The sequence below is a fragment of the Rathayibacter sp. AY1F2 genome (assembly GCF_002930885.1).
GTDB lineage: Bacteria > Actinomycetota > Actinomycetes > Actinomycetales > Microbacteriaceae > Rathayibacter.
The window spans coordinates 125,129-147,568 of sequence record NZ_PSVG01000007.1; the positions used below are offsets into that span (position 1 = coordinate 125,129).

A 22,440-nucleotide genomic window follows, 5' to 3' on the forward strand; every position below is an offset into this window, starting at 1 on the left:
GGTCGCTCCGTGGCGGCCGGAGAATACGGCAGGAGGACTGAACCGCCAACGGGCGAGATCGTCTTTTTCAGCGCGAAGTCGGTGCGAACACGCTGGAGGTGCACTTCAACGCTAAGACGGTCTGGCTGACACGGGCGCCGCTGGTCTACTTGTTCCATTCATCGAAGGCCAACTTCAGCGGGCACATCGAGGGTGTCTTCGCGGATCGGGGAGCTGTCAGCTGAGGCAATTGCTCGGATTCCGATCAGTTAGTAAAGAGGGCTCGAGGACTGTGTCGCAGGCGGCGAACCTGCCTCGAGGCATTGTTGTGCGGGGGTACGCGATCAACGAGCAGTGACATAGCCAGCTCGGCTCAATCGTGCAGATTCTCGGCCGCTCGACCGACGACCTCATTGCCGGTGTCGCGGATGTCCTGATTCAGTGCCTTGATGATTGTGTTCACGGAGAAGCCAAGACGGCGCCCGATGGCAGTCGCCGATGTGCCCGCCGAGTGTGCCGATCGCGCCGCGGCGACATCAGCCTCCGTCATCCGCCGAACCGTGGTGATTCCCGCTTCAGCCAGATGCTTGCCTGCCGTCTGCCGCGTGATGCTCAGTGCCTTCGCCGCCGCGATGACGCTACCGCGCTCGCGGTAGTGGTCGACGAGCGCGCCGACCTCGTCCGCGCGGAGCTGCCGTGCACGCTTCACTGCAGGCGCACCGGCGCCAATACGCAACGAGTCGCGCGCGTTGGCAACGAGTGACTGGACTGGGGGAGTGCCCAGTGATTGTTTGGAGTAGGCGTGCAGGAGGTCCACCACCACAGAAGGCCCGCTCGAGAGAGCGGGCCTTCTGTGTTCTCCCGGCGGCCGGATCGGGAACCTCGCCTGTTCGGCGGGTCGACCGCCTCGCGGCCTCGACGCGCTCGTCGGCGGAGGAGTGGTCCGTTGGATCGGCTTCGGTACTAGGCGTCTCCGCCGATCCTGGCTCGACCGCCGAGGACGGCGACTCCCGTCGAGACTCCGGCGACTGCGACCATCGCGACGATGCCCAGTGCCCGGAGCACGAACGCCTTGTGCTCCGAATCCTTGAGTGCTTCGTCGTCGATCGCTTCTTTGAACAGCCGAAGGACCGAGTAGCGGTCCGCCGCGCTCAGGGTGTCACGATCCAGCTCGCGGTTCAGGACGGCGCGGTACTCGGCGAAGGCCCTGTGAACCTTCTTCTGACTCTTCCAGTTGGCTCGAACGGCTGAACTCGCCTGATCTCGCACTTCACTGAACGAGTCGAGGACGAGATTCCTGAAATCCGGGAACTGCTCGACGACCTTCAGGGCGAGCTCCTCGCTCATGTTCGGCAACTCGGATGCGAACGCGATGAAGTTCTCTTTCGACAGATTCCTCCAGGAGACGATACCGATCCTCTGCTTGAGATCGTCCTCGTTCGAGTAGTCCATGCTGATCCCTCTTCCCTCCACGGCGACGGCCGATCATCGCCTCAGAGTATCGAGGAGGAGCCGTCGGTCCACGTGCTCTCCGGGCGGGAGAGCGCGCGGGCCGGTCGTGCAGGTCCTGACGATCGGGCGCCCGAAGCTGTGGGCCGCCCGCCTCCGTGCGTCCTCCGTGTCCCCCATCCGGGCCGCGCCGGGCGGGAGCCGTTCTCCTCCGGTCCGTCGGGGGATCCGCAGCGACGTACGCTCGCCCCTCGTGCTCTCGCAGCACGCGAGGCACTCGAGCGACGGACGACCAGGGGACGGGACGACATGGGGACCACAGCACACAGGGCACGGCGGAGAGCGGCAGGGGTCGGCGCGGGGGCGATCGCGCTCCTGGCGGGGCTCCTGGCGGCACCGCCGGCGCAGGCGTCCGGGACGCAGACGCTGCTCGCGCTCGGCGACTCGATCACGCGCGCGGCCACGACCTGCGGGGTGAACCGCGACTGCGTCGAGAACTCCTGGGCGACGGGATCGGCGCCCGCGGTCGACTCGATCGCGAACCGGATGGCGGCGGCGGATCCGCGGACGGCGGTCCGCGCGGTGAACTACGCGAAGTCGGGCGCGGTCATCAGCGGAGTCGAGTCGCGGATCGACGCCGCGGTCGCGGCCGGGGAGGAGCCGGACGTGGTCACGCTGCTGATCGGCGGCAACGACCTCTGCTCGCTGAGCCTCTCGCCCGACTCCCGCGACGGCTACGCGATGACGCCCGCGGCCTCCTTCGCCGCGTCGGCGACCCGGATCCTGCGCTCGATCGGCGAGGAGTGGCCGGAGGCGACGGTGCTCGTCGGCTCGGTCCCGGACATCGAGTCGGAGTGGGAGGCCGTGAAGCCGACGCCGGGCGCCGCGATCTGGGCCTGGGGCGGGGTCTGCCGGACCCAGCGCGGAGTCGACGCCACGACCGGAGCCGCGCTGACCGGCTCGGCCTACACTGCCTCGCTCGCGGCGGCGGAGGACCGGGAGGCCGCCTTCAACGAGGCACTCGAATCGGCCTGCGCATCCGCCGCGAACGACTGCGTCTGGGACGGCGGCGCCCTCACGGCGGCTCCGATCTCGCTCGACCAGCTCTCGACGGACGTCGACTACTTCCACCCGAACGTCGCCGGCCAGGCGATGATCGCGGAGGAGCTGTGGACGGCCTGGGGCCTCGGCGACGAACCGGCTCCGACCCCGACCCCGACTCCCACGTCGGCGCCCACCGCGGCTCCTGCTCCGGCACCCACGGGCTCGCCCGCGCCGTCGCGCGACACGACGGCTCCGAAGACCGTCATCACCGCGCCGACGAGCGGATCGACGGTGCGCGGCTCTGTCACCCTGGTCGCCACCGCCAAGGACGACGTCGGCACGACGAAGCTGAGCTTCTGGAGCGGAGCCACGCGGCTGGGCGACGCGACGAGGGCGTCGGACGGCACGTGGCGCCTGACCGTCTCGGCCTCCTCCTACCCGGCCGGGCGGTACGCGATCGTCGCGCACGCCTACGACGCCGCAGGGAACCTCGGGCGGAGCTCTTCGATCACCCTCAAGCGCTGAGCGGCTGAGGGGGCCGTCCGTCACCGGCCCCCTCAGCCCGGCGCGACGAGCAGCACGTCGGGACGATCCCAGTTCTCGACGGTCTGCAGCACCCAGAAGATCCCGAAGAGGGCGAGCGCGACGGCCTCGCCGAGCAGGAGCCACTGCTCGCCGAGAAGTTCCGCTCCCCGCCCCGTGAGAAGCAGGAGCACCAGCGCCGCATCGACCGCGGCGATCAGCACCGCGAGAACGGCGTAGCAGCGGGAGTAGAAGCGCGGCGTCCCCGGCCCGCTCGCTCCCTCCTCGCGCACCGCGACGGCGTGCAGACCCGCGGTGACGGCGATGAGGAGGAAGAAGACGCCGGCGGCGGCGTAGTGGCCGAGCCGCAGGAACGACGGGAGCGTGCTCCAGGCCGCCAGAGCGATCAGGAGGGCGGCGGCGATCGCGGTGCGGACGAGCGCCCAGCGGTCGAGGACCCGGTCGAGGGCGAGCAGGATCACGGAGGCGACGAGGACGGCCGCGGCCGTGACCAGGTAGGCGGGCAGGGAGGCGGCGACCTCACCCGCGGCCGTCGCGGGAAGGCACGACGCCCCTCCCGCCGGGCACACCGCTCCCTGGAGGCGCTGCAGCTCCTCCGAGGCGAGGGGCACCGGCACGATCGCGATGACCGGCGCCGTCATGCCCGCCAGCAGCAGGAGGAAGCGCCGCACGCTCCTCCCGGCGAGGACGACCAGCGCGACGCCGACCGCGAAGAGCGCCCCGGTGAAGAGGGAGCGGACCGGGGTGTAGTACGAGGCGCTGATCGAGCGCAGCGGGCCTCCGACGACGAGCTGGTGGACGAGGCCGGCCGTGAGGAGCACCACGGCCGCCACCAGGGAGAGGCGGACGTAGCGGTAGGTGCGGAGGGAGGAGACGGCGCCGCCCCCGCCCAGCGCGTCGCCGCGGGCCACCCGGCTACTCCGCGCGCAGGCCGGAGGAGGCGAGGGCGAAGTCGACGTCGATGCGGATCGCGACGCGGAGGGGGTTCGGGCGCGGGGTGCGGTAGCGCTGGGAGTAGAGCTCGACGGCGTGCTGCACGGCGTCCGGCTCCTCCTCGATCGTGGCCGGACCGCCCAGGCTCAGCCACCGGATGCCGTCGACCTGCCCGACCGTCGCGGTGCCGCCCCGCCGGACGTTGAGCACCTTCTGGCTCTCGCGGGAGGTGATGACGCGGACGACGCCGTCCTCGTAGGTGAAGCCCACGGCGACCACGTGCAGGCGGCCCTGGCGGCCGGGGGTGGAGAGGGTGGCCAGGTGGCGCTCGGTGACGAAGGCGAGGCCGTCGGCGCTCAGGATGCTCATCCCGCGAGCGTAGCCGGAGGCGCCGACGCGCTCCTGGGGGCGGACCGCCGGTCAGTCCTCGAGGATCAGCGCCTCGCCCTGGCCGCCTCCGCCGCAGAGCGCGGCGACGCCGAGCCCGCCGCCCCGGCGACGGAGGGCCAGCGCCAGGTGCAGGGCCAGCCGTGCTCCGGAGGCGCCCACCGGGTGGCCGAGCGCGATCGCCCCGCCGTCGAGGTTGACCGTCTCGGGCTCGACGCCGAGATCGTCCGCCGACTGGAGGACGACGGAGGCGAACGCCTCGTTGATCTCGATCAGGTCCAGGTCGGACACCGCTGCACCGCGGCGGCCGAGCGCCTGGAGGATCGCCGCCGACGGCTGCGAGTGGAGGGAGTTGTCCGGTCCGGCGACCTGCCCGTGCTCGGCGACGGTCGCGAGCCAGGGCAGTCCCCGCTCGCGGGCCCAGCCGCGGGACACGACGACCAGCGCGGCGGCACCGTCGGTGATCGGTGACGAGCTGCCCGCGGTGATCGTGCCCTCGGCTGAGAACGCGGGGGCCAGCCGGGCGAGCGTCTCGACCGTGCTGTCCTCCCGGATCCCGTCGTCGGCGGACACGACGAGGTCTGGTCCGCGCCGCTGCGGCACCGCGACCGGCACGATCTCCTCGGCGAGCACGCCGGTGGACCGTGCCGCGGCGGCCCGCTGGTGCGAGAGCGCGGCGAAGGCGTCCTGGCGCTCGCGGCGGATGCCCCGTGCGGCGTTGCCGTCGTCGGTCACCCTCCCCATCAGGCGGCGGTCGAACGGATCGAGCAGGCCGTCGTGAAGGAGTGCGTCCTCGAGCGGACGCGGACCGACACCCAGGCCCGAGCGGGATCCGAGCAGGAGGTGCGGCGCGTTGGTCATCGACTCCTGCCCTCCGGCGACGACCACCTGCGCCTCGCCGAGCCGGATCATCCGCGCCGCGTCGATCACCGCGGTGAGACCCGACAGGCAGAGCTTGTTGATCGTGACCGCCGGGACGTCCCAGCCCAGGCCCGCGAGGACCGCGGCCTGCCGGGCGGGGCCCTGACCGGCTCCGGCCTGGATCACCTGGCCGAGCACGACCGCGTCGACGTCGGCCGCGGAGGCGCCCGAGCGCTCGAGAGCCCCTCGGATGGCAGCGGCGCCGAGCTCGACGCCCGAGAGCGGCGCGAAGGCCCCGGAGAAGCGGGCGAACGGGGTGCGGGCGCCCCCCAGGATCACGGGGGTGGTGTCGTCAGTGGACACGGGGACTCCTTCTCGACGGTGAGAGCGGGGGAAGCGGTGGGGAGACGGATGCCGGATGCCGGCCCGGGTCAGGGAACGACCAGGATCTTCCCGCGGACGTGGCCGTCCTCGCTGAGCCGATGCGCCTCGGCGGCCTGCTCGAGCGGGAGGCGCGGACCGGTCGCGACCGCGAAGCGCCCCTCGCTCGCCAGCCGGGCGGCGAGCGGCACGCCCTCGCGGCGGAGGCGCTGCTCCTTTTCGGTCAGCGGCACGGGACTGCCGCCGCTCCACGCCCGGATGCCCAGCTCTGCCGCACGAGGGCCGGCGACCACCGTTCCGACGTGCTGCGGATCCGCCACCAGCGCGAGCGAGGCGGCGAGCGCCTCGTCCGTCCCGGCCGCGTCGAGCACGCGGTCGACGCCCTCGGGCGCTGCGGCGCGCAGCCGCTCGAGCAGCCCGGGCCCGTAGGCGACCGGCACCGCTCCGAGCGCGCGCAGCGCCTCGTGGTTCGCCGGGCTCGCCGTGGCGATCACCCGGGCTCCGCGGTCGACGGCGAACTGGATCGCCGCCCGTCCTACCGCGCCGGCGCCCGCGTGGACCACGAACGTCGATCCCTCCGCGACGCCGAGCGAGACCACCGCCTGGTAGGCGGTGGAGACCGGGATGCCGAGCGCGGCCGCCTCCTCGAAGCCGAGTCCGTCGGGGAGCGGATCGAGGGAGTCGGGGGAGACCGCGACGGCGGTCGCGTAGGTGCCGGTGGCGCCGCTGACGATCACCCGGTCTCCGACGCTCCAACCGGTCACGCCCGGACCGACGGCGGAGACCACGCCGGAGCCGTCCGACCCGAGCCTCCGCGGACCGTCGAACGGCGGGCTCGGGCGCAGGCCGGAGCGCACCTTCCACTCGATCGGGTTCACGCCGGCCGCGCGGACGGCGACCACCACGGTGCCGGGCCCCGCCTCGGGCTCCGGCGCCTCGACGGTCTCGAGCACCTCGGGCCCGCCGATCCGCTCGTACTGCACGATCCTCGCCATGTCGTCCTCCTCCTCGCGGGCCACCGCCCGCTCCGGTCGCCTCAGTCCAGCAGACTCTCGCGCACCTGGCGGCGCAGCACCTTGCCGATCAGCGAGGTCGGCAGCTCGTCCACCGGGACGATCCGCTTGGGCACCTTGTAGGGCGTCAGGTGCAGCCGGCAGAAGTCGCGCAGCGCCTCCGGATCCACGGCCGTCCCGGCCCGCAGGACCACGGCCGCCGCGACGCTCTCGCCGCCGTCCTCGCGGGGGAGCCCGACGACGGCCGCGCGCGTCACGTCCGGGTGCGACTCCAGCACTCCCTCGACCTCGGAGGGGGAGACGTTGAAGCCGCCGGTGATGATGAGCTCCTTGGCCCGGTCGACGATCGTCACGAAGCCGTCGGCCGAGACGGTCGCGATGTCGCCCGTGCGCAGCCAGCCGCCGGGGAGGAGGGCCTCGGCCGTCTCCTCCGGCCGCTTCCAGTACCCCTGGAACACCTGCGGCCCCCGGAGCAGGAGCTCGCCGGACTCGCCCGGGCCGCGGTCGACCGACGGATCGGCGGGGTCGACGAGGCGGATCGTCGTGCTGGGGAACGGCACGCCCACGGTGCCGGGCCGGCGGGTCGGGCCGACCGGGTTCCCGAGGGCGACCGGCGAGCTCTCGGTCATGCCGTAGCCCTCGACCAGGAGTCCCCGGCTCGCGCGCTCCCAGCGGTCGACCGTCGCGACCGGCAGGCTCATCGCTCCCGAGATCGCGAAGCGGATGCCGCGCAGGTCGAGCTCGTGGCGCTCGGAGGCGCGGGCCAGCGCGTCGTACACGGGCGGCACCGCGGGGAGGAAGGTGGGCGGCGACGACTTCGCGGCCGCCTTCACGAGGCCGACGTCGAAGGTCGGGAACAGCACGACCTTCGCGCCGATGCTGATCGCGAAGGTCAGGCACAGCGTCAGGCCGTAGGCGTGGAACAGGGGGAGCACCGCGTAGAACGTCTCGTCGCCCTCGCGCAGGCCCGGCACCCAGGCGCGGCCCTGCAGGGCGTTCGCGCGGAGGTTCGCGTGGGAGAGGATCGCGCCCTTGGGCGTCCCGGTGGTGCCGCTCGTGTACTGCAGCAGGGCCGTGTCGCCGAGGACCGGGCGGGGGTGCGAGCGCGCGATGCGGCGGTTCTTCAGCAGCGACGCGAAGGGCACCAGGGAGCGGCTGCGGGGGGTCGCGGTCAGCTTCTCGCGCGACCGGCGCACCGACGGCAGGGGGAGCCGCAGCGCCAGGCGCTTGCCGAGCGGGAAGGAGCGGGTGAGGTCGACGGAGACGACGCGCTCGATGCCCAGGTCGGCGGGCATGGTCGCGACGACGTCGGCGATCTTGTCCCACACGACCGCGAACCGGGCGCCGTGGTCCTCGAACTGCCGCCGCAGCTCGCGCGGCGTGTAGAGCGGGTTGTGCTCGACCACGATCGCTCCGAGGCGGAGAGCGGCGTAGAACGCCACCACGTGCTCCGGGCAGTTCGGGAGCACCAGCGCGACGCGGTCGCCGGCGCGCACGCCGAGGCGCCGCAGGCCCTCCGCCGCGCGCGCGACCTGCTCGCCGAGCTCGGCGTAGCTGGTCTCGGCGCCGAAGAACTCGAGGGCGGTGCCGCGGCGGTACCGCGCGATCGAGTCCTCGAGCAGGTCGACGAGGGTCTGGGTGGGAGGGTCGATCTCGGCGGGCACGCCCTCCGCGTAGGAGGTCAGCCACGGCTTCGTCGCCAGGTTCGAGGATCCGGAGGTCACGGGCCGAGTATCGGGCACCCGCCTCCGCACTTCCTCCGAGGCGCGCGGAGGGGGTGCCGCGCCGGGCGCGGGAGCGGCAGGCTGGCGGCATGAGCGCAGCCATCGACCTCCTCCGCGACGCCTTCGGCCGGGTGCACGAGAACGTGCACGCCGTCCTGGACGACAGCACCCCCGATCAGCTCGCGTTCCGCGCGGACGCCCGCTCGAACTCGCCCGCCTGGCTCGTCTGGCATCTCGTCCGGGTGCAGGACGACCACCTCGCCCCGCTCGCCGGCCACGAGCAGGTGTGGACGGCCGACGGCTTCCACGGCCGGTCCGGCCTGCCCTTCGGGCCCGACGAGACCGGCTACGGGCAGGAGCCGGCCGAGGTGGCGGCGCTCGCCGCGGTGCCGGCCGCGCTGCTCGCGGAGTACGCCGACGCCGTGCACCGGCAGACGCTCGCCCTCCTCGACACGCTCGGCGACGAGGACCTCGAGCGCGTCGTCGACGAGCAGTGGGATCCGCCGGTGACCCTCGGGGTGCGGCTGGTCTCGGTGATCGACGACGACACGCAGCACGTCGGCCAGGCCGCGTACGCGAAGGGTCTCGCCGAGCGCTCGGCGCGCTGAGCCCGGCCTCTACGCTGGCGGGATGCGCGCGCTCCGGACCCTGCCCGCGAGCGCGGTCCTCGCCCTCGCCACCGCGCTGACCCTCGTCGGCTCCTGGATCCCCTCTTACTGGAACGACGAGGCCGCGACCCTCCGCCTGGCGCGGCTCCCGGTGGGGGAGCTCCTCGCCTTCGTGCAGGAGAAGGACGCGGTGCACCTGGTCTACGGCCTGATGATGCACGGCTGGATCGCGATCGCCGGGGAGTCGGAGCTCGCGGTGCGGGCGCCGTCCGCTCTCGCCGCGGGAGCGGCGGCGGCGGGCGTCGTCGTCCTGCTGCGATCGTTCGACCGGCCCCGGGCGGCACTCCTCGCCGCCGCGGTGCTCGTGCTGCTCCCGCGGTCCTCGTTCTCGGGGACCGAGGCGCGATCCTCCGCTCTGGCCACCGCGCTCGTGGTGGGAGCGGCGGTCCTCGTCGTGCGGGCGGCCCGCTCCGGAGGAGCCCTGCGCTGGATCGCGTTCGCGGCCGTCGCGGGTCTGGCGGACGCGGTGTTCCTCTACTCCGTGCTGGTGCTGCCGGCTCTCGTCGCGCTCGCCGCGGCCGCGGCGCCCCGGGGTGCCGTGCGGGCTCTCCCGGCGAGCGCCCTCTCTGCACTGGGCGCCGTGCCGGTGCTGCTCCTCGCCGCCGGGCAGAGCGGCCAGGTCGGCTGGCTCCGCTCGCAGCCGGTGACCGCGTTCACCGTCCTGGTCGAGCCGTTCTTCGGATCCGCGTGGTGGCTGGCCGGGATCGCCGTCGCGCTCCTCGCGGTCGCCGCGGTGCGGGGCGGCATGCGCGGGCCGCTCCTGCCGGCCCTCGTCCTCTGGATCGTGCTGCCGACGGCGGTGCTGGTGCTCGGGACCCTCCTCGTCGAGCCGATGTTCACTCCGCGCTACCTCGCGTCGAGCACGCCCGCCCTCGCGGTCCTCCTCGGCCTCGCGCTCGACTCGTTCAGGGCCCGGACGGGCGTCGCCCTCCTCGCCCTGATCGCGGTGGCCGCCCTGCCGGTCCTGGTGCAGATGCGCACGGTCACCGGGAAGCCGGCCGGGCAGGACCTCCGCGGTCTGGCGGCCGCCGTCGAGGAGCGGGCCCGTCCGGGCGACGCCGTCCTCCTCGGCTCCTCCGGGACGGTCTCGCTCCGGCCCCGCCTGGCGCTCGCCGCCTACCCGGAGGCGTTCGCGGGCGTGGACGACGTCGCCCTCGCCGCTCCGTACGGGACGACGGGGACGTACTCCGACGTGCTCCTGGAGGGCGAGGCCCTGCTCGCCGCGCTCGCCGGGGAGGACCGGGTCTGGCAGGCGCTGCCGGAGGGCGAGGCGGACGCGGTGCTCGCTGAGGCGGGTTTCGTCGCGCGCGAGCGGATCCGGGTGCCGACGACCGTGCTGACGCTGTGGGAGCGTCCGGAGGGCCGCTGATCCGGAGCGCTCGGGGCGTCGCAGCCCCGGAGTGGAGAGACGCCGGAGTGCCCGGAGCCCCGCCGACGGGGAGCCGCTACCCTTGTCCCCGGCGCCGTCGCAGAGCGGTGGCGTCCGCGGAGCGAGGACCGCGCCACCGAGAGGACCCGAACGTGACGTTGCCCGAGACCACCACCACCGCCATCGCGAAGCGGAAGGGGCGCGACGTCGCCCCTGAGATCGCGCGCTCCTGGCTGCTGGTGAACGCCACCCGCACCGAGACGTTCGACGCCGCGCACGCGTCCCGCGCCGACCAGATCGTCCTCGACATCGAGGACGCGGTCGACCCCAAGGCGAAGCCCGACGCGCGGACCGACGTCGCGGAGTGGCTGACCGGCGAGAAGCGCGCCTGGGTCCGCATCAACGACCACTCCACCCCGTTCTGGTCCGACGACGTCGACGCGCTGAAGGGCCTGCCCGGCCTCGCCGGCGTCATGCTCGCCAAGACCGAGGCCGCTGAGCACGTCACCGAGACCTTCGATCGCCTCGGCGGCTCCACCCCGGTGCTCGCCCTGGTCGAGTCCGCCCTCGGCATCGAGGAGGCGGTCTCGATCGCCCGCGCCCGCGGCACCTTCCGCCTCGCGTTCGGCAGCGGCGACTACCGCCGCGACACCGGCACCAGCGCCGACGACCTCGCGATGGCCTACCCGCGCTCGCGCCTGGTCGTCGCCTCGCGCATCGGCGACCTGCCCGGCCCGATCGACGGCCCGACCGTCTCGAACAGCCACCCCGTGCTGCGCGAGCAGTCCGCGCTCACGGTCTCGCTCGGCCTCACCGGGAAGCTCTGCCTCGACACCGAGCAGCTCGCCGTGATCAACGAGGTCATCAGCCCGACGCCGTCCGACGTCGCCTGGGCCCGCGACTTCCTCGACGACTTCGAGGCCCGCGGCCGCGTCATCCGCGACGGCAGCGACCTGCCCCGGCTGGGCCGCGCCAAGAAGATCGACAAGCTGGCCACGGCGTTCGGCGTCAACCCGCTGTGATCCGTCGCGGGGAGCGCGCCTCCGCGGCACACTGAGGGAGCCGCGGAGACCCTCCCGCGCAGGACGGAGACTCCGATGGGCGCGGTCAGCACCTTCCTCTGGTTCGACGACGGCGCGGGGGAGGCGGCGCGCTTCTACACGGAGCTGGTGCCGAACTCGCGGATCACCGGAAGCCAGGTGCTGCCGGAGGGCTCTCCGTCGCCCGGCGAGGTGCTGTCGGTGACGTTCGAGCTCGACGGGCAGCGGTTCCAGGCGATCAACGCCGGGCCGCGGTTCCCGTTCACCGAGGCCGTCTCGATCGTCGTGACCGTCGGCGGCCAGTCCGAGCTCGACCGGCTGTGGGACGCCCTGATCGCGGACGGCGGCGAGGAGAGCCGGTGCGGCTGGCTCCGCGACCGCTGGGGGCTGTCCTGGCAGATCGTGCCGGAGGTCCTCCCGCGTCTGCTCGGAGGCGCCGACCCCGAGGCGTCCGCGCGCGCTCTGCAGGCGATGCTCGCGATGAGCCGCCTCGACATCGCGGAGCTGGAGCGGGCCCATGCCGGCGCGTGACTCCGCCCGCCCGCGCCGCTCGACCTCGCTGCGGCGCGCGTACCTCCGCGACTACCGCTACGCCTACGGCTCGCGCTTCGTGCACCTGCGGGAGGGCTGGGACGTGTCGCGGTACGCGTCCGGCGACGGCGCTCCGGTGCTGCTCATCCCCGGGATCTATGAGACGTGGCAGTTCCTCCGGCCCATCGCCGAGAGGCTGCACGCGGCGGGCCATCCGATCCACGTGCTGCCCGCGCTCGGCTACAACACGCGGCCGATCGTCGCGTCGGCCGGACTCGGCCAGGACTACCTGCGCGAGCACGATCTGCGCGGAGTCGTCGTCGTCGCGCACAGCAAGGGCGGCCTGATCGGCAAGCACATGATGGTCGTCGACGACCGCGAGGACGGGCGGATCGAGCGGATGATCGCCGTCTCGACCCCGTTCAACGGCTCGTCGCTCGCACGGATCGCCCCGGCGCGGGCGCTCCGGGAGTTCGCGCCCCACCGCCCGCTGATCCGCACCCTGCTGGCTGAGCGCGAGGCCGACGCGCGCATCACGTCGATCTACGGGATGCGCGACCAGTACATCCCCGGAGGGAGCCGCCTCGCCGGGGCGCACGAGAACATCGCGGTCTCGGTGGTCGGCCACTTCGCGCTGCTCTCGAGCCCGAAGGTGCTCGACCTCATCGCGGCCCGGGTCTGAGGCCGGACCGGATCCGCTGGGCTCGCCGCCCGCGTGAGGCGCCTGCCGTGCGGCGCGACCTCGACCGGAGGACGGCCGCCTCAGCGACGGGCCGAGCCGCCCGCCGCGCTCAGGACCAGGGAGTGAGCAGCACGAGCGGGATCTGCCGCTCGGTCTTCGTCTGGTACTCGGCGTAGTCCGGCCACGCGGCGACCGCGCGCTCCCACCAGGCCGCGCGCAGATCGCCCTCGAGCACGCTCGCGGCGTAGTCCTTCTTCACGGGCCCGTCCTGCAGCTCGACGTGCGGCTCCTTGAGCATGTTGCCGTACCAGACGGGGTGCTCGGGCGCGCCGCCCTTGGACGCGACGACCACGTACTCGCCCTCGTGCTCGACGCGCATCAGCGCGGTCTTGCGGAGCTTCCCGCTCTTCGAGCCGACGGTGGTCAGGACGATGATGGGGCGGCCGCGGAGGAGGTTCCCCTCGGCTCCGCCGGTCCGCTCGTAGAGCTCCGCCTGCTCGCGGGCCCACTCGGACGTGCTGGGTTCGTACTCTCCGGTCAGCGGCATGCCTCCGATCGTACGGCCGCGGCGGCCCCGGTGGCCGACCCGTGTGCAGGAGGATGGAGCGGTGTTCTCCGCAGACCCGTTCGACCGAGCCCGTATCGCCCTCCTGCGCGACGACCTGATCCGCGCCCGCTACGGCGTGGACGCCGTGCGGGGGCTCTGGGGCGACGAAGCGGCCGAGGCGCTGCACCGCGGCGACCGGGTCCCCGCCCGCCGCGCCCTCGAGCGCAGCGGCGACCACGACGCGCTGGCCACCCTCGCCCGCCTGTTCCTCCTGGCCGATCCCGTCTCGGCCGACGACGCGGACGAGGCGTTCGGCGCTCTCGCGCTGGAGGGGGCGGTGGAGCTCGGCCTGGTGCGCGTCGAGGCCGGAGCCGTCGTCACCGCGGCCCTCGACCTGCGCCCCTACGACGTGGTCGACCAGCGCGGCGCTGCCTCCTGGTGGATCGCCTCCGACCTCGGGGAGCTCGCCCTCGGCCGCGCGCTCGACGAGGACCACGTGCTCGGCGTCGGCGGCGCGAGCCTCACGCTGACCGGCCTGATGATCCAGCGGCCCGTCGGCCGCGTGCTCGACCTGGGGACCGGCTGCGGGATCCAGGCGCTGCACGCCTCCCGCCACGCCGAGCAGGTGGTCGCCACCGACATCTCCGAGCGCGCGCTCGCGCTCGCCTCTTTCACCGCGGCGCTCAACGGGATCGAGAACATCGAGTTCCGCCTCGGCAGCCTCTACGAGCCGGTCGCGGGGGAGCGCTTCGACCACATCGTCACGAACCCGCCGTTCGTCATCACGCCGCGAGTCGAGGGCGTCCCCTCCTACGAGTACCGCGACGGCGGGCTGGAGGGCGACGAGATCGTGCGCCGCGTGATCCTCGGAGCAGCCGAGCACCTGGTGCCCGGCGGTGTCGCGCAGCTCCTGGGGAACTGGGAGTACCGGGAGGGCGCGGACGCCTTCGACCGGATCGCGGACTGGCTCGCCGACGCCCGCAGCCCGCTGGAGCAGGCGCTCGAGGCGGGGCCCGAGGGGCTCGACGCCTGGATGGGCGGGACCGCCTCTCCTCTGGACGTCTGGGTCGTGGAGCGCGAGCGTCAGGATCCGGCGGTCTACGCCGAGACCTGGATCCGGGACGGCGGCACGACTCGCGGCCCCGCGTTCGACGCGCTGGTCGACGCCTGGCTGACCGACTTCGAGCGGCGCGGGGTGACCGGCGTCGGCTTCGGCTACGTCACGCTCCGCTTGCCCGAGCAGCCCCGCCCGCCGATCCGCCGCCTCGAGCGGATCACCACGCCGGTCGCGACCGCGGGCCTGGGCGGCCACCTCGCCGCCTGCCTCGACGCGGCCGAGGCCCTCGCGTCGATCGACGATCGCGCTCTGGCGGGTCTCGCCCTGGTCGTCGCCGGAGACGTCACGGAGGAGCGGCACTACTGGCCGGGCAACGACGATCCGACGGTGCTGCGGCTGCGCCAGGGCGGCGGGTTCGCCCGGGTCGAGGAGGTCGACACGGCGCTCGCCGCCGTGGTCGGCGCCTGCGACGGCGAGCTCTCGGTGGCGGCGATCGCGGCGGCGGTCGCCTCGCTCCTCCAGGTCGAGGAGGAGGCGGTGTCCGACTCGGTGCTGCCGCGGGTGCGCGAGCTGGTGGCGACGGGGCTGCTGCGGCTGCCCCAGGGGGAACGCGGCTAGAAGAGGGTGGCGGAGTCCTCGACGGGGGGCGCGGCGGCCGCGGCGGGCGCGGCGGCGGCCGTCGGCCATCCGGGTCCGGCGTCGACGGGCTGCCGGCGCTGGTAGGCGGTCGCGGCGCTCCGGGCGCGGACGTCGGCGGCCTCGTTCATCCGGTGGTTGGCGTGCCCCTTCACCCACTCGAAGGTGACGGCCCGGCCCTGCAGCTCCTCGTCGAGCGCCTTGATGATCTCGACGTTCATCACCGGCTTGCCGTCGGCCTTGCGCCAGCCCTTCCGCTTCCAGCCCGGCAGCCACTCGGTGCAGGCCTTGATGGCGTACTGGCTGTCGCAGAGGATGTGCAGCGGCTCCTCCTCCTGCGCGGTCGCGCGCAGCAGCTCGAGCACCGCGGTGAGCTCGCCGATGTTGTTCGTGCCGTGCGACCAGCCGCCCGCGGCCCAGCGCTCGTCGTCGACGTACCAGGCCCAGCCGGCGGGGCCGGGGTTGCCCAGTGCGGACCCGTCTGCGGCGGCGATGATGCTCACGTGCGTCTCTCCTCGTGCTCTCGGTGCTCGCGCCGGTGCGGCGCCCTCCGAGGGTAGTCGGCGGGCGGGGCGGTCCGCGGCGCGCGGCGCGGAGTCAGGCGGAGGAGGAGCGGCGCGCGATCGTCACGCGCGTCGAGTACGGCATCGCGACGGTCCCGCTCCCGCCCGACTCCTCGTCCACCACGGCGTCGACCGCCGCGAGGACCGCGGCGCGCTCCTCGTCGGGCATCGCGATGATGTAGCTGCGGGACGCGAACATGTCGCGCACCCCGGCTCGGTCCAGCTCGAAGGACCACTCGAAGGCCGCGAACGCCACCCGCTCGAGAGCGGAGCCGAGCGGCGGCCGGAGCGTCTCGAAGCGCTCGGCGGTGGAGGCCCCGGCGACCTCGCCGAGCCGGCGCACCCAGGGGACCGACTCGTCGCGGATGTTCCACACCAGCGCGAGCACGCCCTCCGGCACCAGGACGCGGGCGACTTCGGCTCCCGCGCGCTCGGCGTCGACCCAGTGCCACGACTGCGCGGCGGTGACGAGCTCCGCGGAGGCGTCCGCGGCGGGGATCGCCTCGGCCGTCCCCTCCTCGGGGCGGACCCCCGGCAGATTCGAGGCGAGCCGCGCGAGCATCTCCGCGTCGGGCTCGACCGCGGTCACGGCGAGGCCGCGGGACGCGAGCGACGCGGTGAACTTGCCCGTTCCCGCGCCGAGGTCCACGGCGCGCAGCCGATCGGAGGCGTCGGCTCCCGCCGCGCGGGCCCGCTCCGGGACGAAGGCGCCCGCCACCCGCGCGGGGGCGTGCCCCACGATCCAGTCGACGGCGTCGTCGGGGTAGCCGGGCCGCCCGCGGTCGTAGGCGTCGACCGCGCTGCCGAAGGAGCGTCCGAGGCCGCTCATCGCTTCTCCGCCGCCCGCGCGAGCACGTCCACCGCGTAGCCGTAGCCGGCGATCCCCGCGCCGACGATCACGGCGATCGCGACGTCCGAGAGGTAGGAGTGCTGCCGGAACGGCTCGCGCCGGTGCACGTTGCTCACGTGCACCTCGACCATCGGCAGCTCGGTCGCGAGGACGGCGTCGCGGATCGCGATCGACGTGTGCGTGTACGCCCCGGCGTTGAGCACCACTCCCGAGACGGAGCCGCGAGCCGCGTGCAGCCGGTCGACGATCGCGCCCTCCGAGCTGCTCTGGAAGGTCTCGACCGTGAAGCCGTGCCGCTCGGCCGCCTCCGCCGCCAGCGCCTCGGCGTCAGCGAGGGTGTCCGAGCCGTAGAGCTCGGGCTCGCGGGTGCCGAGCAGGTTCAGGTTCGGGCCGTTGAGGACGAGGATCGGCAGCTTCACGCTCCGACCCTAGCGCCGGCCGTCCCCGCGAGCGGGAGCGACGGCAGCGCCGCGCGCAGGAGGATCAGCTCGCGCGCATGGGCGTCCAGACGCCGGTCCTCCTCGGTCCGCAGCTCGAGAGGCGGAACCGGCTCGGCCGCCCCGTCGGCGCCCCGCACCACGAAGACGCTCCGGCACTGCGTGGTCAGCTCCAGCTCGCCGGTCCGCGGGTCCCCGGAGCGCACGTGCACCGCCAGGTGCATGCTCCGGGCGCTCGTGTGGATGAGGCGCGCCTCCACCTCGACGAGGTGCCCGATGCGCACCGGACGGTAGAAGTGGATCCCGCCGGAGTAGACGGCCACCGCGTCGCGGCCGGTCCAGCGCTGCGCGACCGCGTCGGCCGCCTCGTCGATCCAGCGCATCACGATCCCGCCGTGGGCGTTGCCGCCCCAGTTGACGTCGCCCGGCGCCGCGAGGAAGCGGAACACGATCCGCGGACCGGTGCCCTCCTCGGTGTACTCCTGGGCGCGCATCACGTCGTGCAGCCGTCGGCGGCCGTCGATGCGCGCGGCGGCGCCCTCGGCGAGGGACAGGTCCTCGATCGAGCGGGGCCGCCACTCCGGGACCGACCGCGGCCTCTTCTCGTCGTCGACGGCCACGAACACGAGGAGGCAGTGCGTGGCGCCCTCGTAGAGGCCGGTCCGCGGATCCGCCTGCGCGACCTGCACCAGCACGTGCATGCTCGTGCGCCCGGTGTGGATGACGCGGGCGGTCGCCTCGATCAGGTTGCCGACCGAGATGGGCCGGGTGAAGTGGACGTTGCCGACGTACGCCGTCACGCAGTAGCCGCCGCTCCAGCCCACGGCGCAGGCGTAGCCGGCCTTGTCGATCCACTCGAGGACGCGGCCGGCCTGGGCGCTGCGGCCGTCGGCGGTGGCGTCCTGCGGGGCGGCGAGGAAGCGGAGCGTGATGCGGTCGGTCATGGTGCCCGTCGTCGTGGGAGCGGAAGGGGAGAGTGGACCCGCGGGGGTGCGAGGAAAGGGGGATGATCCGCCCGCGGGCCACAGGGGTGTCCGGCCGGAGCCGGCTCGGTCAGGGGGATCAGGCCGCCAGCGGCAGCTTCTCGGCGAGGAGCCGGAGCCGCAGGGCCCGGAGCTCGGCGGTCAGCTCGGGCGGCAGCCGGTCGCCGAACCGCGTGAAGAACTCCTCCGTGAGCGCGCACTCCTCCAGCCACGCCTCGACCGGGACGGAGAACAGCTCCTCCTTCTGGGCCGCGGAGAGCCGGAGCCCGTGCGTGTTGATCGCGACCGGCAGGTCGCCGAGGGGGCTCCGCCGCGCCTCCGCCAGCCCCTCCAGGCGGCGGACGAGCCACTGCAGCACCCGCGCGTTCTCGCCGAAGCCGGGCCAGAGGAACTCGCCGTCCGCGTCCTTCCGGAACCAGTTGACCTGGAACACGGCCGGCGCCGCATCGCCGAGCTCGGCGCCGATCGCGAGCCAGTGCGCGAAGTAGTCGGCCATGTTGTAGCCGCAGAAGGGGAGCATCGCGAACGGATCGCGGCGCAGCTCCCCGACCGTGCCCTCCGCGGCCGCGGTCTTCTCGGAGGCGACGGTCGCACCCAGGAAGACGCCGTGCTGCCACGAGGTGGCCTGCGTGACCAGCGGGACGTTGCTCGCCCGTCGGCCCCCGAAGACGATCGCGTCCAGCGGCACGCCCTCGTGGGCGTCCCAGTCGGCGGAGAGCGACGGGCACTGCGCGGCCGGCGCGGTGAAGCGGGAGTTGGGGTGCGCGGCAGGCGTGCCGGACGCCGGCGTCCACGGGTGCCCGCGCCAGTCGGTCAGCCGCTCCGGGACCTCGTCGGTCAGGCCCTCCCACCACACGTCGCCGTCCTCGCGGAGCGCGACGTTGGTGAAGATCGTGTTGCCCCAGAGCGTCTGCACGGCGTTCGGGTTCGAGGTCTCCCCGGTGCCGGGAGCGACGCCGAAGAAGCCCGTCTCGGGGTTCATCGCCCAGAGGCGTCCATCCTCCCCGCGGCGCATCCAGGTGATGTCGTCGCCCAGCGTCTCGACCCGCCAGCCGGGGATCGCGGGCTGCATCATCGCGAGGTTGGTCTTGCCGCACGCGCTCGGGAAGGCGGCGGCGACGTGGTAGCGCCGTCCCTCGGGCGAGACGATGCGGATCAGCAGCATGTGCTCGGCGAGCCAGCCCTCCTCGCGCCCCATCGCCGAGGCGATGCGCAGGGCGAAGCACTTCTTCGCCAGCAGGGCGTTGCCGCCGTAGCCGGAGCCGTACGAGACGATCTCGCGCGTCTCCGGGAACTGAGTGATGTACTTCACGGGGCTGCACGGCCAGGCGACGTCCTCGCGGGAGACGCCGTCCGCGTCGCGGAGGGGCAGCCCCACGGTGTGCACGCCGCGGACGAACGGGGTCTCCTCGGTGAAGGCGGCGAGCGGCTCGGAGCCCACGCGCGCCATGATCCGCAGGTTCAGCACCGCGTAGGCCGAGTCGGTGACCTGGACGCCCAGCTGCGAGAGCGGACCGCCGACGGGCCCCATCGAGAACGGGACGACGTACATCGTCCGTCCGCGCATCGCTCCGTCGAGGAGGGGAGCGAGCTCGGCCCTCATCGCGGCGGGCTCGCGCCAGTTGTTGGTCGGTCCCGCGTCGGCCTCGTCGCTCGTGCAGATGAAGGTGCGGTCCTCGACCCGGGCGACGTCGTCCGGGTCGGTGCGGGCCAGGAACGAGCCGGGCCGCCACTCCGGATTGAGCGGGAGGAGCGTGCCGGAGGCGACGAGCCGCTCGGTCAGGCGGTACCACTCCGCGGGGGAGCCGTCGCTCCACTCGATCGCGTCGGGCTGGAGGATCGCGGCGGTCTCGCGCACCCAGCGGCGGAGGGCGAGGGGCGCCGGCGGCACGACGGGCGCGGGGACGGACGTCGGCGCGGTCATGGTGCTCGGCTCGAGTCGGACGGTGTTGCTGTAGATGCTCATGCTGGCTCCGCTTTCGGTGGTCGTCGTCGACGGGGGTGGGGAGTCGCCGGCCGCAGCCGGGAAGAGGCCGGCTGGGCCGGGAGGGGCGCTCAGTGGCGCCTGAAGCCAGGATGGAGGAGGATCAGGAGGTATTCCCGGCGCTCAGGCGGTCAAGAAACCGCCTTTTTGCGCTTCCGTCACAACCGACCGCTGGAGCTCGCCGTGACCGATCCCTCGACACCCGCCCCGGGCTCCGACGCCGTGCTGCTCGGGCAGCGCCTGCGCCACTTCCGCACCCGGCGCGGACTGACCCTCGGGCAGCTCGCCGAGCGCGTCGACGTGTCGGGGAGCCAGCTCTCGCTGATCGAGACGGGCCGCCGCGAGCCGCGCCTCTCCCTCCTGCAGCGCCTCGCGGCCGCGCTCGGCGTCGAGCTGGCGGCGCTGCTCTCGGACGAGCCGCCGAGCGAGCGGGCCGCGCTGGAGATCGAGCTGGCGCGCGTGCAGAAGGGGTCGCTGTACCGCTCGCTCGGCCTGCCCGAGTTCAAGGTCAACAAGGGGCTGAGCACGCCCGTGCTGGAGGCGTTCCTCGGCGTCTACCGCGAGCTCGCACGGCGCCGGAGCGAGGCGAGTGCCACACCGGAGGAGGCGCGCCGGGCCAACACCGCCCAGCGGCTCCAGCTGCGCGAGCGCAGCTCCTACCTGCCCGAGATCGAGGAGGTGGCGGGCGAGATGCTCCGGACCGTCGGGCACCGCGGAGGAGCACTGACCCACAGCTCCGTCTCGAAGATGGCCCGGCACCTCGGCTTCGAGATCATCCACGTCGGCGACCTGCCGCACTCCGCCCGCTCGGTGATCGACCTCGCGAACGGCAGGATCTACCTCCCGCCCGCCTCGATCCCCGGGGGGCACGGCCTGCGGGCGCTGGCGCTGCAGGCGATGGCGCACCGCCTCCTCGGGCACGAGCGGCCGGTGACCTACGCCGACTTCCTCCGCCAGCGCCTCGAGATCAACTACTTCGCCGCCGCGTGCCTGATGCCGCTGGAGCCGGCGGTCGCGTTCCTCCAGGAGGCGAAGCGCGAGCGGGACATCTCGGTGGAGGACTTCCGCGACGGCTTCGGCGTCACCCACGAGGCCGCCGCCCTGCGCTTCACGAACCTGCTCACCTCGCACCTCGACATCCGGATGCACTTCCTGCGGGTGCTGGGAGACGGCTCGATCCAGAAGGCCTACGAGAACGACGGGCTGCCGCTGCCGACCGACGTCACCGGGGCCGTCGAGGGCCAGGTCGTCTGCCGCTACTGGTCGGCGCGCTCCGCGTTCACCCGGACCAACCGGACGACGGAGTACTACCAGTACGTCGACACTCCGGCGGGCACCTTCTGGTCGGCGTCGCAGACCGGCACGACCGCCACCGAGGAGTTCTCGATCACCGTGGGCGTCCCGTTCGCCGAGGCCCGCTTCTTCCGAGGCCGCGACACCGACCGCCGCGAGCTCTCCCGCTGCCCCGACGAGTCCTGCTGCCGACGCGCCCCGTCGGAGCTCGCCGCGCGCTGGGACGGCAACGCCTGGCCGAGCGCGCGCCTGCACGCGCACGTGCTCGCGCCGCTGCCGTCGGGGACCTTCCCCGGCATCGACGACGCCGAGGTCTACGAGTTCCTCGACGCGCACGCTCGCGAGTCCTGACCGCTCCCGCGAGACGCCGCTCCGGTGCGCCTGGGTCGGCGTGCCGCGTACCCGAGCGCGTCCCGCGGAAGGGCGGGAGTCGTCAGTCCGAGATGAGGGCGCGGGCCGTTCCCTCGTCGAGGATGAGGTCGGTGATGAGGCCGGCCGCCAGGGCGCCGCGCAGGCCCGGCAGCTTCGAGGCGCCCGACACGACGCAGATCCGGCGCGACGCGCGGCGCACGGTGGAGAGGTCCGGACCGCTTGCACGTTCGTTCATGGGGATGTCGTCCCAGCTGCCGTCGGACCGGTAGAACACCGTCGCGACGTCGCCGACGACCCCGGAGCCGCTGAGCGAGGTGAAGTCGCTCGGCTCCAGGTAGCCGCCGATGTAGACCTTCGAGGGGACCGCCGCGAACGGCGACCCGAGCCCGAACAGCGCCACGTCCATCCGCTGCTGCAGCTCCAGGACCCGTCGGGTGGAGCGCTCGCGCCACACCGCCTGCTTGGTGGTCGGGTCGTCGAAGAACGCCGGCACCGGGAACTGCTGGACCTTCGCCGCGTAGGCGTCACCGAAGCGGCGGAGGATCTCGCTCGAGTAGTTGATGCCCGTGGTCTCGGTGTTGCCGGCGCCGTTCAGCTGCACGATCTGCGTGTTGTGCGTCTCCTTGGCGATCAGGTGGCGGCTGATCGCGCTCATCGTGGAGCCCCAGGCGATGCCGACGATCATGTTCGAGTCGATGAACTGCCCGAGGATCCTCGCTGCGGACAGGGCGACCCGCTCGAGCCGGTCGATCTCGCTGGTGTGGTCCGGCACCGGCACGATGTGCGCCGTGATGTCGAAGTGGGACCGCACCTCGGCCGAGAGGGCGCTCGCCCGGTCGAGGGGGGAGCGGATCTGGATGTCGACCAGGCCGGTCGCGCGGGCGTGCGAGAGCAGGCGCGAGACGGAGGAGCGCGACGTGTGCAGCTCGTGCGCGATCGCGTCCATCGTCAGATCCTGCATGTAGTACAGCTGGGCCGCACGCAGCGCGTCCCGCGTCTTGTCGGGATGGGTCGCGTGGGTCGTCTCGTCGAGTTCGACGACCGGTCTCACCGGGGTCATAGCGCTCCCTGCACGGATTTCCACCCGTCTTGACCGGATGTGTTGTCGGGTCAA

General features: G+C 73.5%; 22 protein-coding genes. 8 read left to right on the forward strand and 14 right to left on the reverse strand.

Annotation, left to right across the window (positions count from 1 at the left end; translation table 11 throughout):
- Nucleotides 1-352: 352 nt before the first annotated feature.
- Both C5C54_RS07915 and C5C54_RS07920 read right to left on the reverse strand, forming a co-directional pair.
- Complete coding sequence (locus C5C54_RS07915; RefSeq protein WP_104288094.1) at nucleotides 353-802, reverse strand: hypothetical protein; 450 nt, start codon at nucleotides 800-802, stop codon at nucleotides 353-355.
- 140 nt (nucleotides 803-942) lie between these two features.
- Nucleotides 943-1,431 carry a hypothetical protein gene (locus C5C54_RS07920; protein ID WP_104288095.1) on the reverse strand — a complete coding sequence of 163 codons (489 nt, stop codon included), beginning with the start codon at nucleotides 1,429-1,431 and terminating at the stop codon, nucleotides 943-945.
- 306 nt (nucleotides 1,432-1,737) lie between these two features.
- Between C5C54_RS07920 and C5C54_RS07925 the strand changes: the two genes are divergently transcribed.
- On the forward strand, nucleotides 1,738-2,997 hold the full coding sequence (locus C5C54_RS07925; RefSeq protein WP_104288096.1) for a GDSL-type esterase/lipase family protein: 1,260 nt from the start codon (nucleotides 1,738-1,740) through the stop codon (nucleotides 2,995-2,997).
- 32 nt (nucleotides 2,998-3,029) lie between these two features.
- Here the strand turns inward: C5C54_RS07925 and C5C54_RS07930 are convergent, their stop codons facing one another.
- From C5C54_RS07930 to C5C54_RS07950, 5 genes are all read right to left on the reverse strand, one after another.
- The gene (locus C5C54_RS07930; RefSeq protein WP_104288097.1) at nucleotides 3,030-3,926 is read right to left on the reverse strand and encodes a hypothetical protein; all 897 of its coding nucleotides are present in this window, start codon (nucleotides 3,924-3,926) and stop codon (nucleotides 3,030-3,032) included.
- A gap of 4 nt (nucleotides 3,927-3,930) precedes the next feature.
- On the reverse strand, nucleotides 3,931-4,317 hold the full coding sequence (locus C5C54_RS07935) for a pyridoxamine 5'-phosphate oxidase family protein (protein ID WP_104223212.1): 387 nt from the start codon (nucleotides 4,315-4,317) through the stop codon (nucleotides 3,931-3,933).
- A 51-nt stretch (nucleotides 4,318-4,368) separates the two neighbouring features.
- On the reverse strand, nucleotides 4,369-5,559 hold the full coding sequence (locus tag C5C54_RS07940; protein ID WP_104288098.1) for an acetyl-CoA C-acyltransferase: 1,191 nt from the start codon (nucleotides 5,557-5,559) through the stop codon (nucleotides 4,369-4,371).
- Nucleotides 5,560-5,627: 68 nt separating this feature from the next.
- Complete coding sequence (locus C5C54_RS07945; protein WP_104288116.1) at nucleotides 5,628-6,572, reverse strand: NADP-dependent oxidoreductase; 945 nt, start codon at nucleotides 6,570-6,572, stop codon at nucleotides 5,628-5,630.
- A 41-nt stretch (nucleotides 6,573-6,613) separates the two neighbouring features.
- On the reverse strand, nucleotides 6,614-8,314 hold the full coding sequence (locus C5C54_RS07950) for a long-chain-fatty-acid--CoA ligase (protein ID WP_104288099.1): 1,701 nt from the start codon (nucleotides 8,312-8,314) through the stop codon (nucleotides 6,614-6,616).
- Between the two features lie 89 nt (nucleotides 8,315-8,403).
- Here C5C54_RS07950 and C5C54_RS07955 point away from each other — a divergent pair, with 89 nt between their 5' ends.
- From C5C54_RS07955 to C5C54_RS07975, 5 genes are all read left to right on the forward strand, one after another.
- Nucleotides 8,404-8,922 carry a DinB family protein gene (locus C5C54_RS07955; protein ID WP_104223209.1) on the forward strand — a complete coding sequence of 173 codons (519 nt, stop codon included), beginning with the start codon at nucleotides 8,404-8,406 and terminating at the stop codon, nucleotides 8,920-8,922.
- A gap of 22 nt (nucleotides 8,923-8,944) precedes the next feature.
- Nucleotides 8,945-10,351, forward strand: coding sequence for a glycosyltransferase family 39 protein (locus C5C54_RS07960; protein WP_104288100.1), 1,407 nt, complete (start codon nucleotides 8,945-8,947; stop codon nucleotides 10,349-10,351).
- A gap of 158 nt (nucleotides 10,352-10,509) precedes the next feature.
- Nucleotides 10,510-11,373 (forward strand): CoA ester lyase, encoded by an 864-nt coding sequence (locus C5C54_RS07965; protein ID WP_208543400.1) that lies wholly within the window; start codon nucleotides 10,510-10,512, stop codon nucleotides 11,371-11,373.
- Between the two features lie 75 nt (nucleotides 11,374-11,448).
- Entirely contained in the window at nucleotides 11,449-11,922 is a 474-nt protein-coding gene (locus tag C5C54_RS07970) for a VOC family protein (protein WP_104223207.1), read from the forward strand.
- Nucleotides 11,909-12,604 (forward strand): triacylglycerol lipase, encoded by a 696-nt coding sequence (locus tag C5C54_RS07975; RefSeq protein WP_104249466.1) that lies wholly within the window; start codon nucleotides 11,909-11,911, stop codon nucleotides 12,602-12,604. The genes C5C54_RS07970 and C5C54_RS07975 overlap by 14 nt, the downstream gene beginning before the upstream one ends.
- A 109-nt stretch (nucleotides 12,605-12,713) precedes the next feature.
- Here the strand turns inward: C5C54_RS07975 and C5C54_RS07980 are convergent, their stop codons facing one another.
- Nucleotides 12,714-13,151 (reverse strand): nitroreductase family deazaflavin-dependent oxidoreductase, encoded by a 438-nt coding sequence (locus C5C54_RS07980; RefSeq protein ID WP_104223205.1) that lies wholly within the window; start codon nucleotides 13,149-13,151, stop codon nucleotides 12,714-12,716.
- A 61-nt stretch (nucleotides 13,152-13,212) separates the two neighbouring features.
- On the opposite strand from C5C54_RS07980, the gene C5C54_RS07985 reads away from it, so the two are divergent.
- On the forward strand, nucleotides 13,213-14,826 hold the full coding sequence (locus tag C5C54_RS07985) for a methyltransferase (protein ID WP_258063265.1): 1,614 nt from the start codon (nucleotides 13,213-13,215) through the stop codon (nucleotides 14,824-14,826).
- Here C5C54_RS07985 and C5C54_RS07990 read toward each other — a convergent pair.
- From C5C54_RS07990 to C5C54_RS08010, 5 genes are all read right to left on the reverse strand, one after another.
- Nucleotides 14,823-15,347, reverse strand: coding sequence for a ribonuclease H (locus C5C54_RS07990; RefSeq protein WP_104223203.1), 525 nt, complete (start codon nucleotides 15,345-15,347; stop codon nucleotides 14,823-14,825). The genes C5C54_RS07985 and C5C54_RS07990 overlap by 4 nt on opposite strands.
- A gap of 94 nt (nucleotides 15,348-15,441) precedes the next feature.
- Entirely contained in the window at nucleotides 15,442-16,236 is a 795-nt protein-coding gene (locus tag C5C54_RS07995) for a class I SAM-dependent methyltransferase (protein WP_104288102.1), read from the reverse strand.
- Nucleotides 16,233-16,676, reverse strand: a complete 444-nt coding sequence (gene aroQ / locus C5C54_RS08000) for a type II 3-dehydroquinate dehydratase (RefSeq protein ID WP_104238317.1) — start codon at nucleotides 16,674-16,676, stop codon at nucleotides 16,233-16,235. The genes C5C54_RS07995 and aroQ overlap by 4 nt, the downstream gene beginning before the upstream one ends.
- Nucleotides 16,673-17,638 carry an acyl-CoA thioesterase gene (locus C5C54_RS08005; RefSeq protein WP_104288103.1) on the reverse strand — a complete coding sequence of 322 codons (966 nt, stop codon included), beginning with the start codon at nucleotides 17,636-17,638 and terminating at the stop codon, nucleotides 16,673-16,675. Before C5C54_RS08005 ends, aroQ begins: the two co-directional genes overlap by 4 nt.
- Before the next feature lie 118 nt (nucleotides 17,639-17,756).
- Complete coding sequence (locus C5C54_RS08010; protein ID WP_104288117.1) at nucleotides 17,757-19,601, reverse strand: phosphoenolpyruvate carboxykinase (GTP); 1,845 nt, start codon at nucleotides 19,599-19,601, stop codon at nucleotides 17,757-17,759.
- 243 nt (nucleotides 19,602-19,844) lie between these two features.
- On the opposite strand from C5C54_RS08010, the gene C5C54_RS08015 reads away from it, so the two are divergent.
- Complete coding sequence (locus tag C5C54_RS08015; protein ID WP_104223199.1) at nucleotides 19,845-21,305, forward strand: helix-turn-helix domain-containing protein; 1,461 nt, start codon at nucleotides 19,845-19,847, stop codon at nucleotides 21,303-21,305.
- 82 nt (nucleotides 21,306-21,387) lie between these two features.
- On the opposite strand, the gene C5C54_RS08020 is transcribed toward C5C54_RS08015, so the two are convergent.
- The gene (locus C5C54_RS08020) at nucleotides 21,388-22,386 is read right to left on the reverse strand and encodes a sugar-binding transcriptional regulator (RefSeq protein ID WP_104223198.1); all 999 of its coding nucleotides are present in this window, start codon (nucleotides 22,384-22,386) and stop codon (nucleotides 21,388-21,390) included.
- Nucleotides 22,387-22,440: the final 54 nt, after the last annotated feature.

Coding starts and splice junctions, on each gene's coding strand:
- C5C54_RS07925 (WP_104288096.1), top strand. CDS start 1,738: ATGGGGACCACAGCACACAGGGCACGGCGGAGAGCGGCAGGGGTCGGC.
- C5C54_RS07975 (WP_104249466.1), top strand. CDS start 11,909: ATGCCGGCGCGTGACTCCGCCCGCCCGCGCCGCTCGACCTCGCTGCGG.
- C5C54_RS08005 (WP_104288103.1), bottom strand. CDS start 17,638: ATGACCGACCGCATCACGCTCCGCTTCCTCGCCGCCCCGCAGGACGCC.
- C5C54_RS07955 (WP_104223209.1), top strand. CDS start 8,404: ATGAGCGCAGCCATCGACCTCCTCCGCGACGCCTTCGGCCGGGTGCAC.
- C5C54_RS08020 (WP_104223198.1), bottom strand. CDS start 22,386: ATGACCCCGGTGAGACCGGTCGTCGAACTCGACGAGACGACCCACGCG.
- C5C54_RS07980 (WP_104223205.1), bottom strand. CDS start 13,151: ATGCCGCTGACCGGAGAGTACGAACCCAGCACGTCCGAGTGGGCCCGC.
- C5C54_RS07945 (WP_104288116.1), bottom strand. CDS start 6,572: ATGGCGAGGATCGTGCAGTACGAGCGGATCGGCGGGCCCGAGGTGCTC.
- C5C54_RS07970 (WP_104223207.1), top strand. CDS start 11,449: ATGGGCGCGGTCAGCACCTTCCTCTGGTTCGACGACGGCGCGGGGGAG.
- C5C54_RS07995 (WP_104288102.1), bottom strand. CDS start 16,236: ATGAGCGGCCTCGGACGCTCCTTCGGCAGCGCGGTCGACGCCTACGAC.
- C5C54_RS08010 (WP_104288117.1), bottom strand. CDS start 19,601: ATGACCGCGCCGACGTCCGTCCCCGCGCCCGTCGTGCCGCCGGCGCCC.
- C5C54_RS07935 (WP_104223212.1), bottom strand. CDS start 4,317: ATGAGCATCCTGAGCGCCGACGGCCTCGCCTTCGTCACCGAGCGCCAC.
- C5C54_RS07960 (WP_104288100.1), top strand. CDS start 8,945: ATGCGCGCGCTCCGGACCCTGCCCGCGAGCGCGGTCCTCGCCCTCGCC.
- C5C54_RS07920 (WP_104288095.1), bottom strand. CDS start 1,431: ATGGACTACTCGAACGAGGACGATCTCAAGCAGAGGATCGGTATCGTC.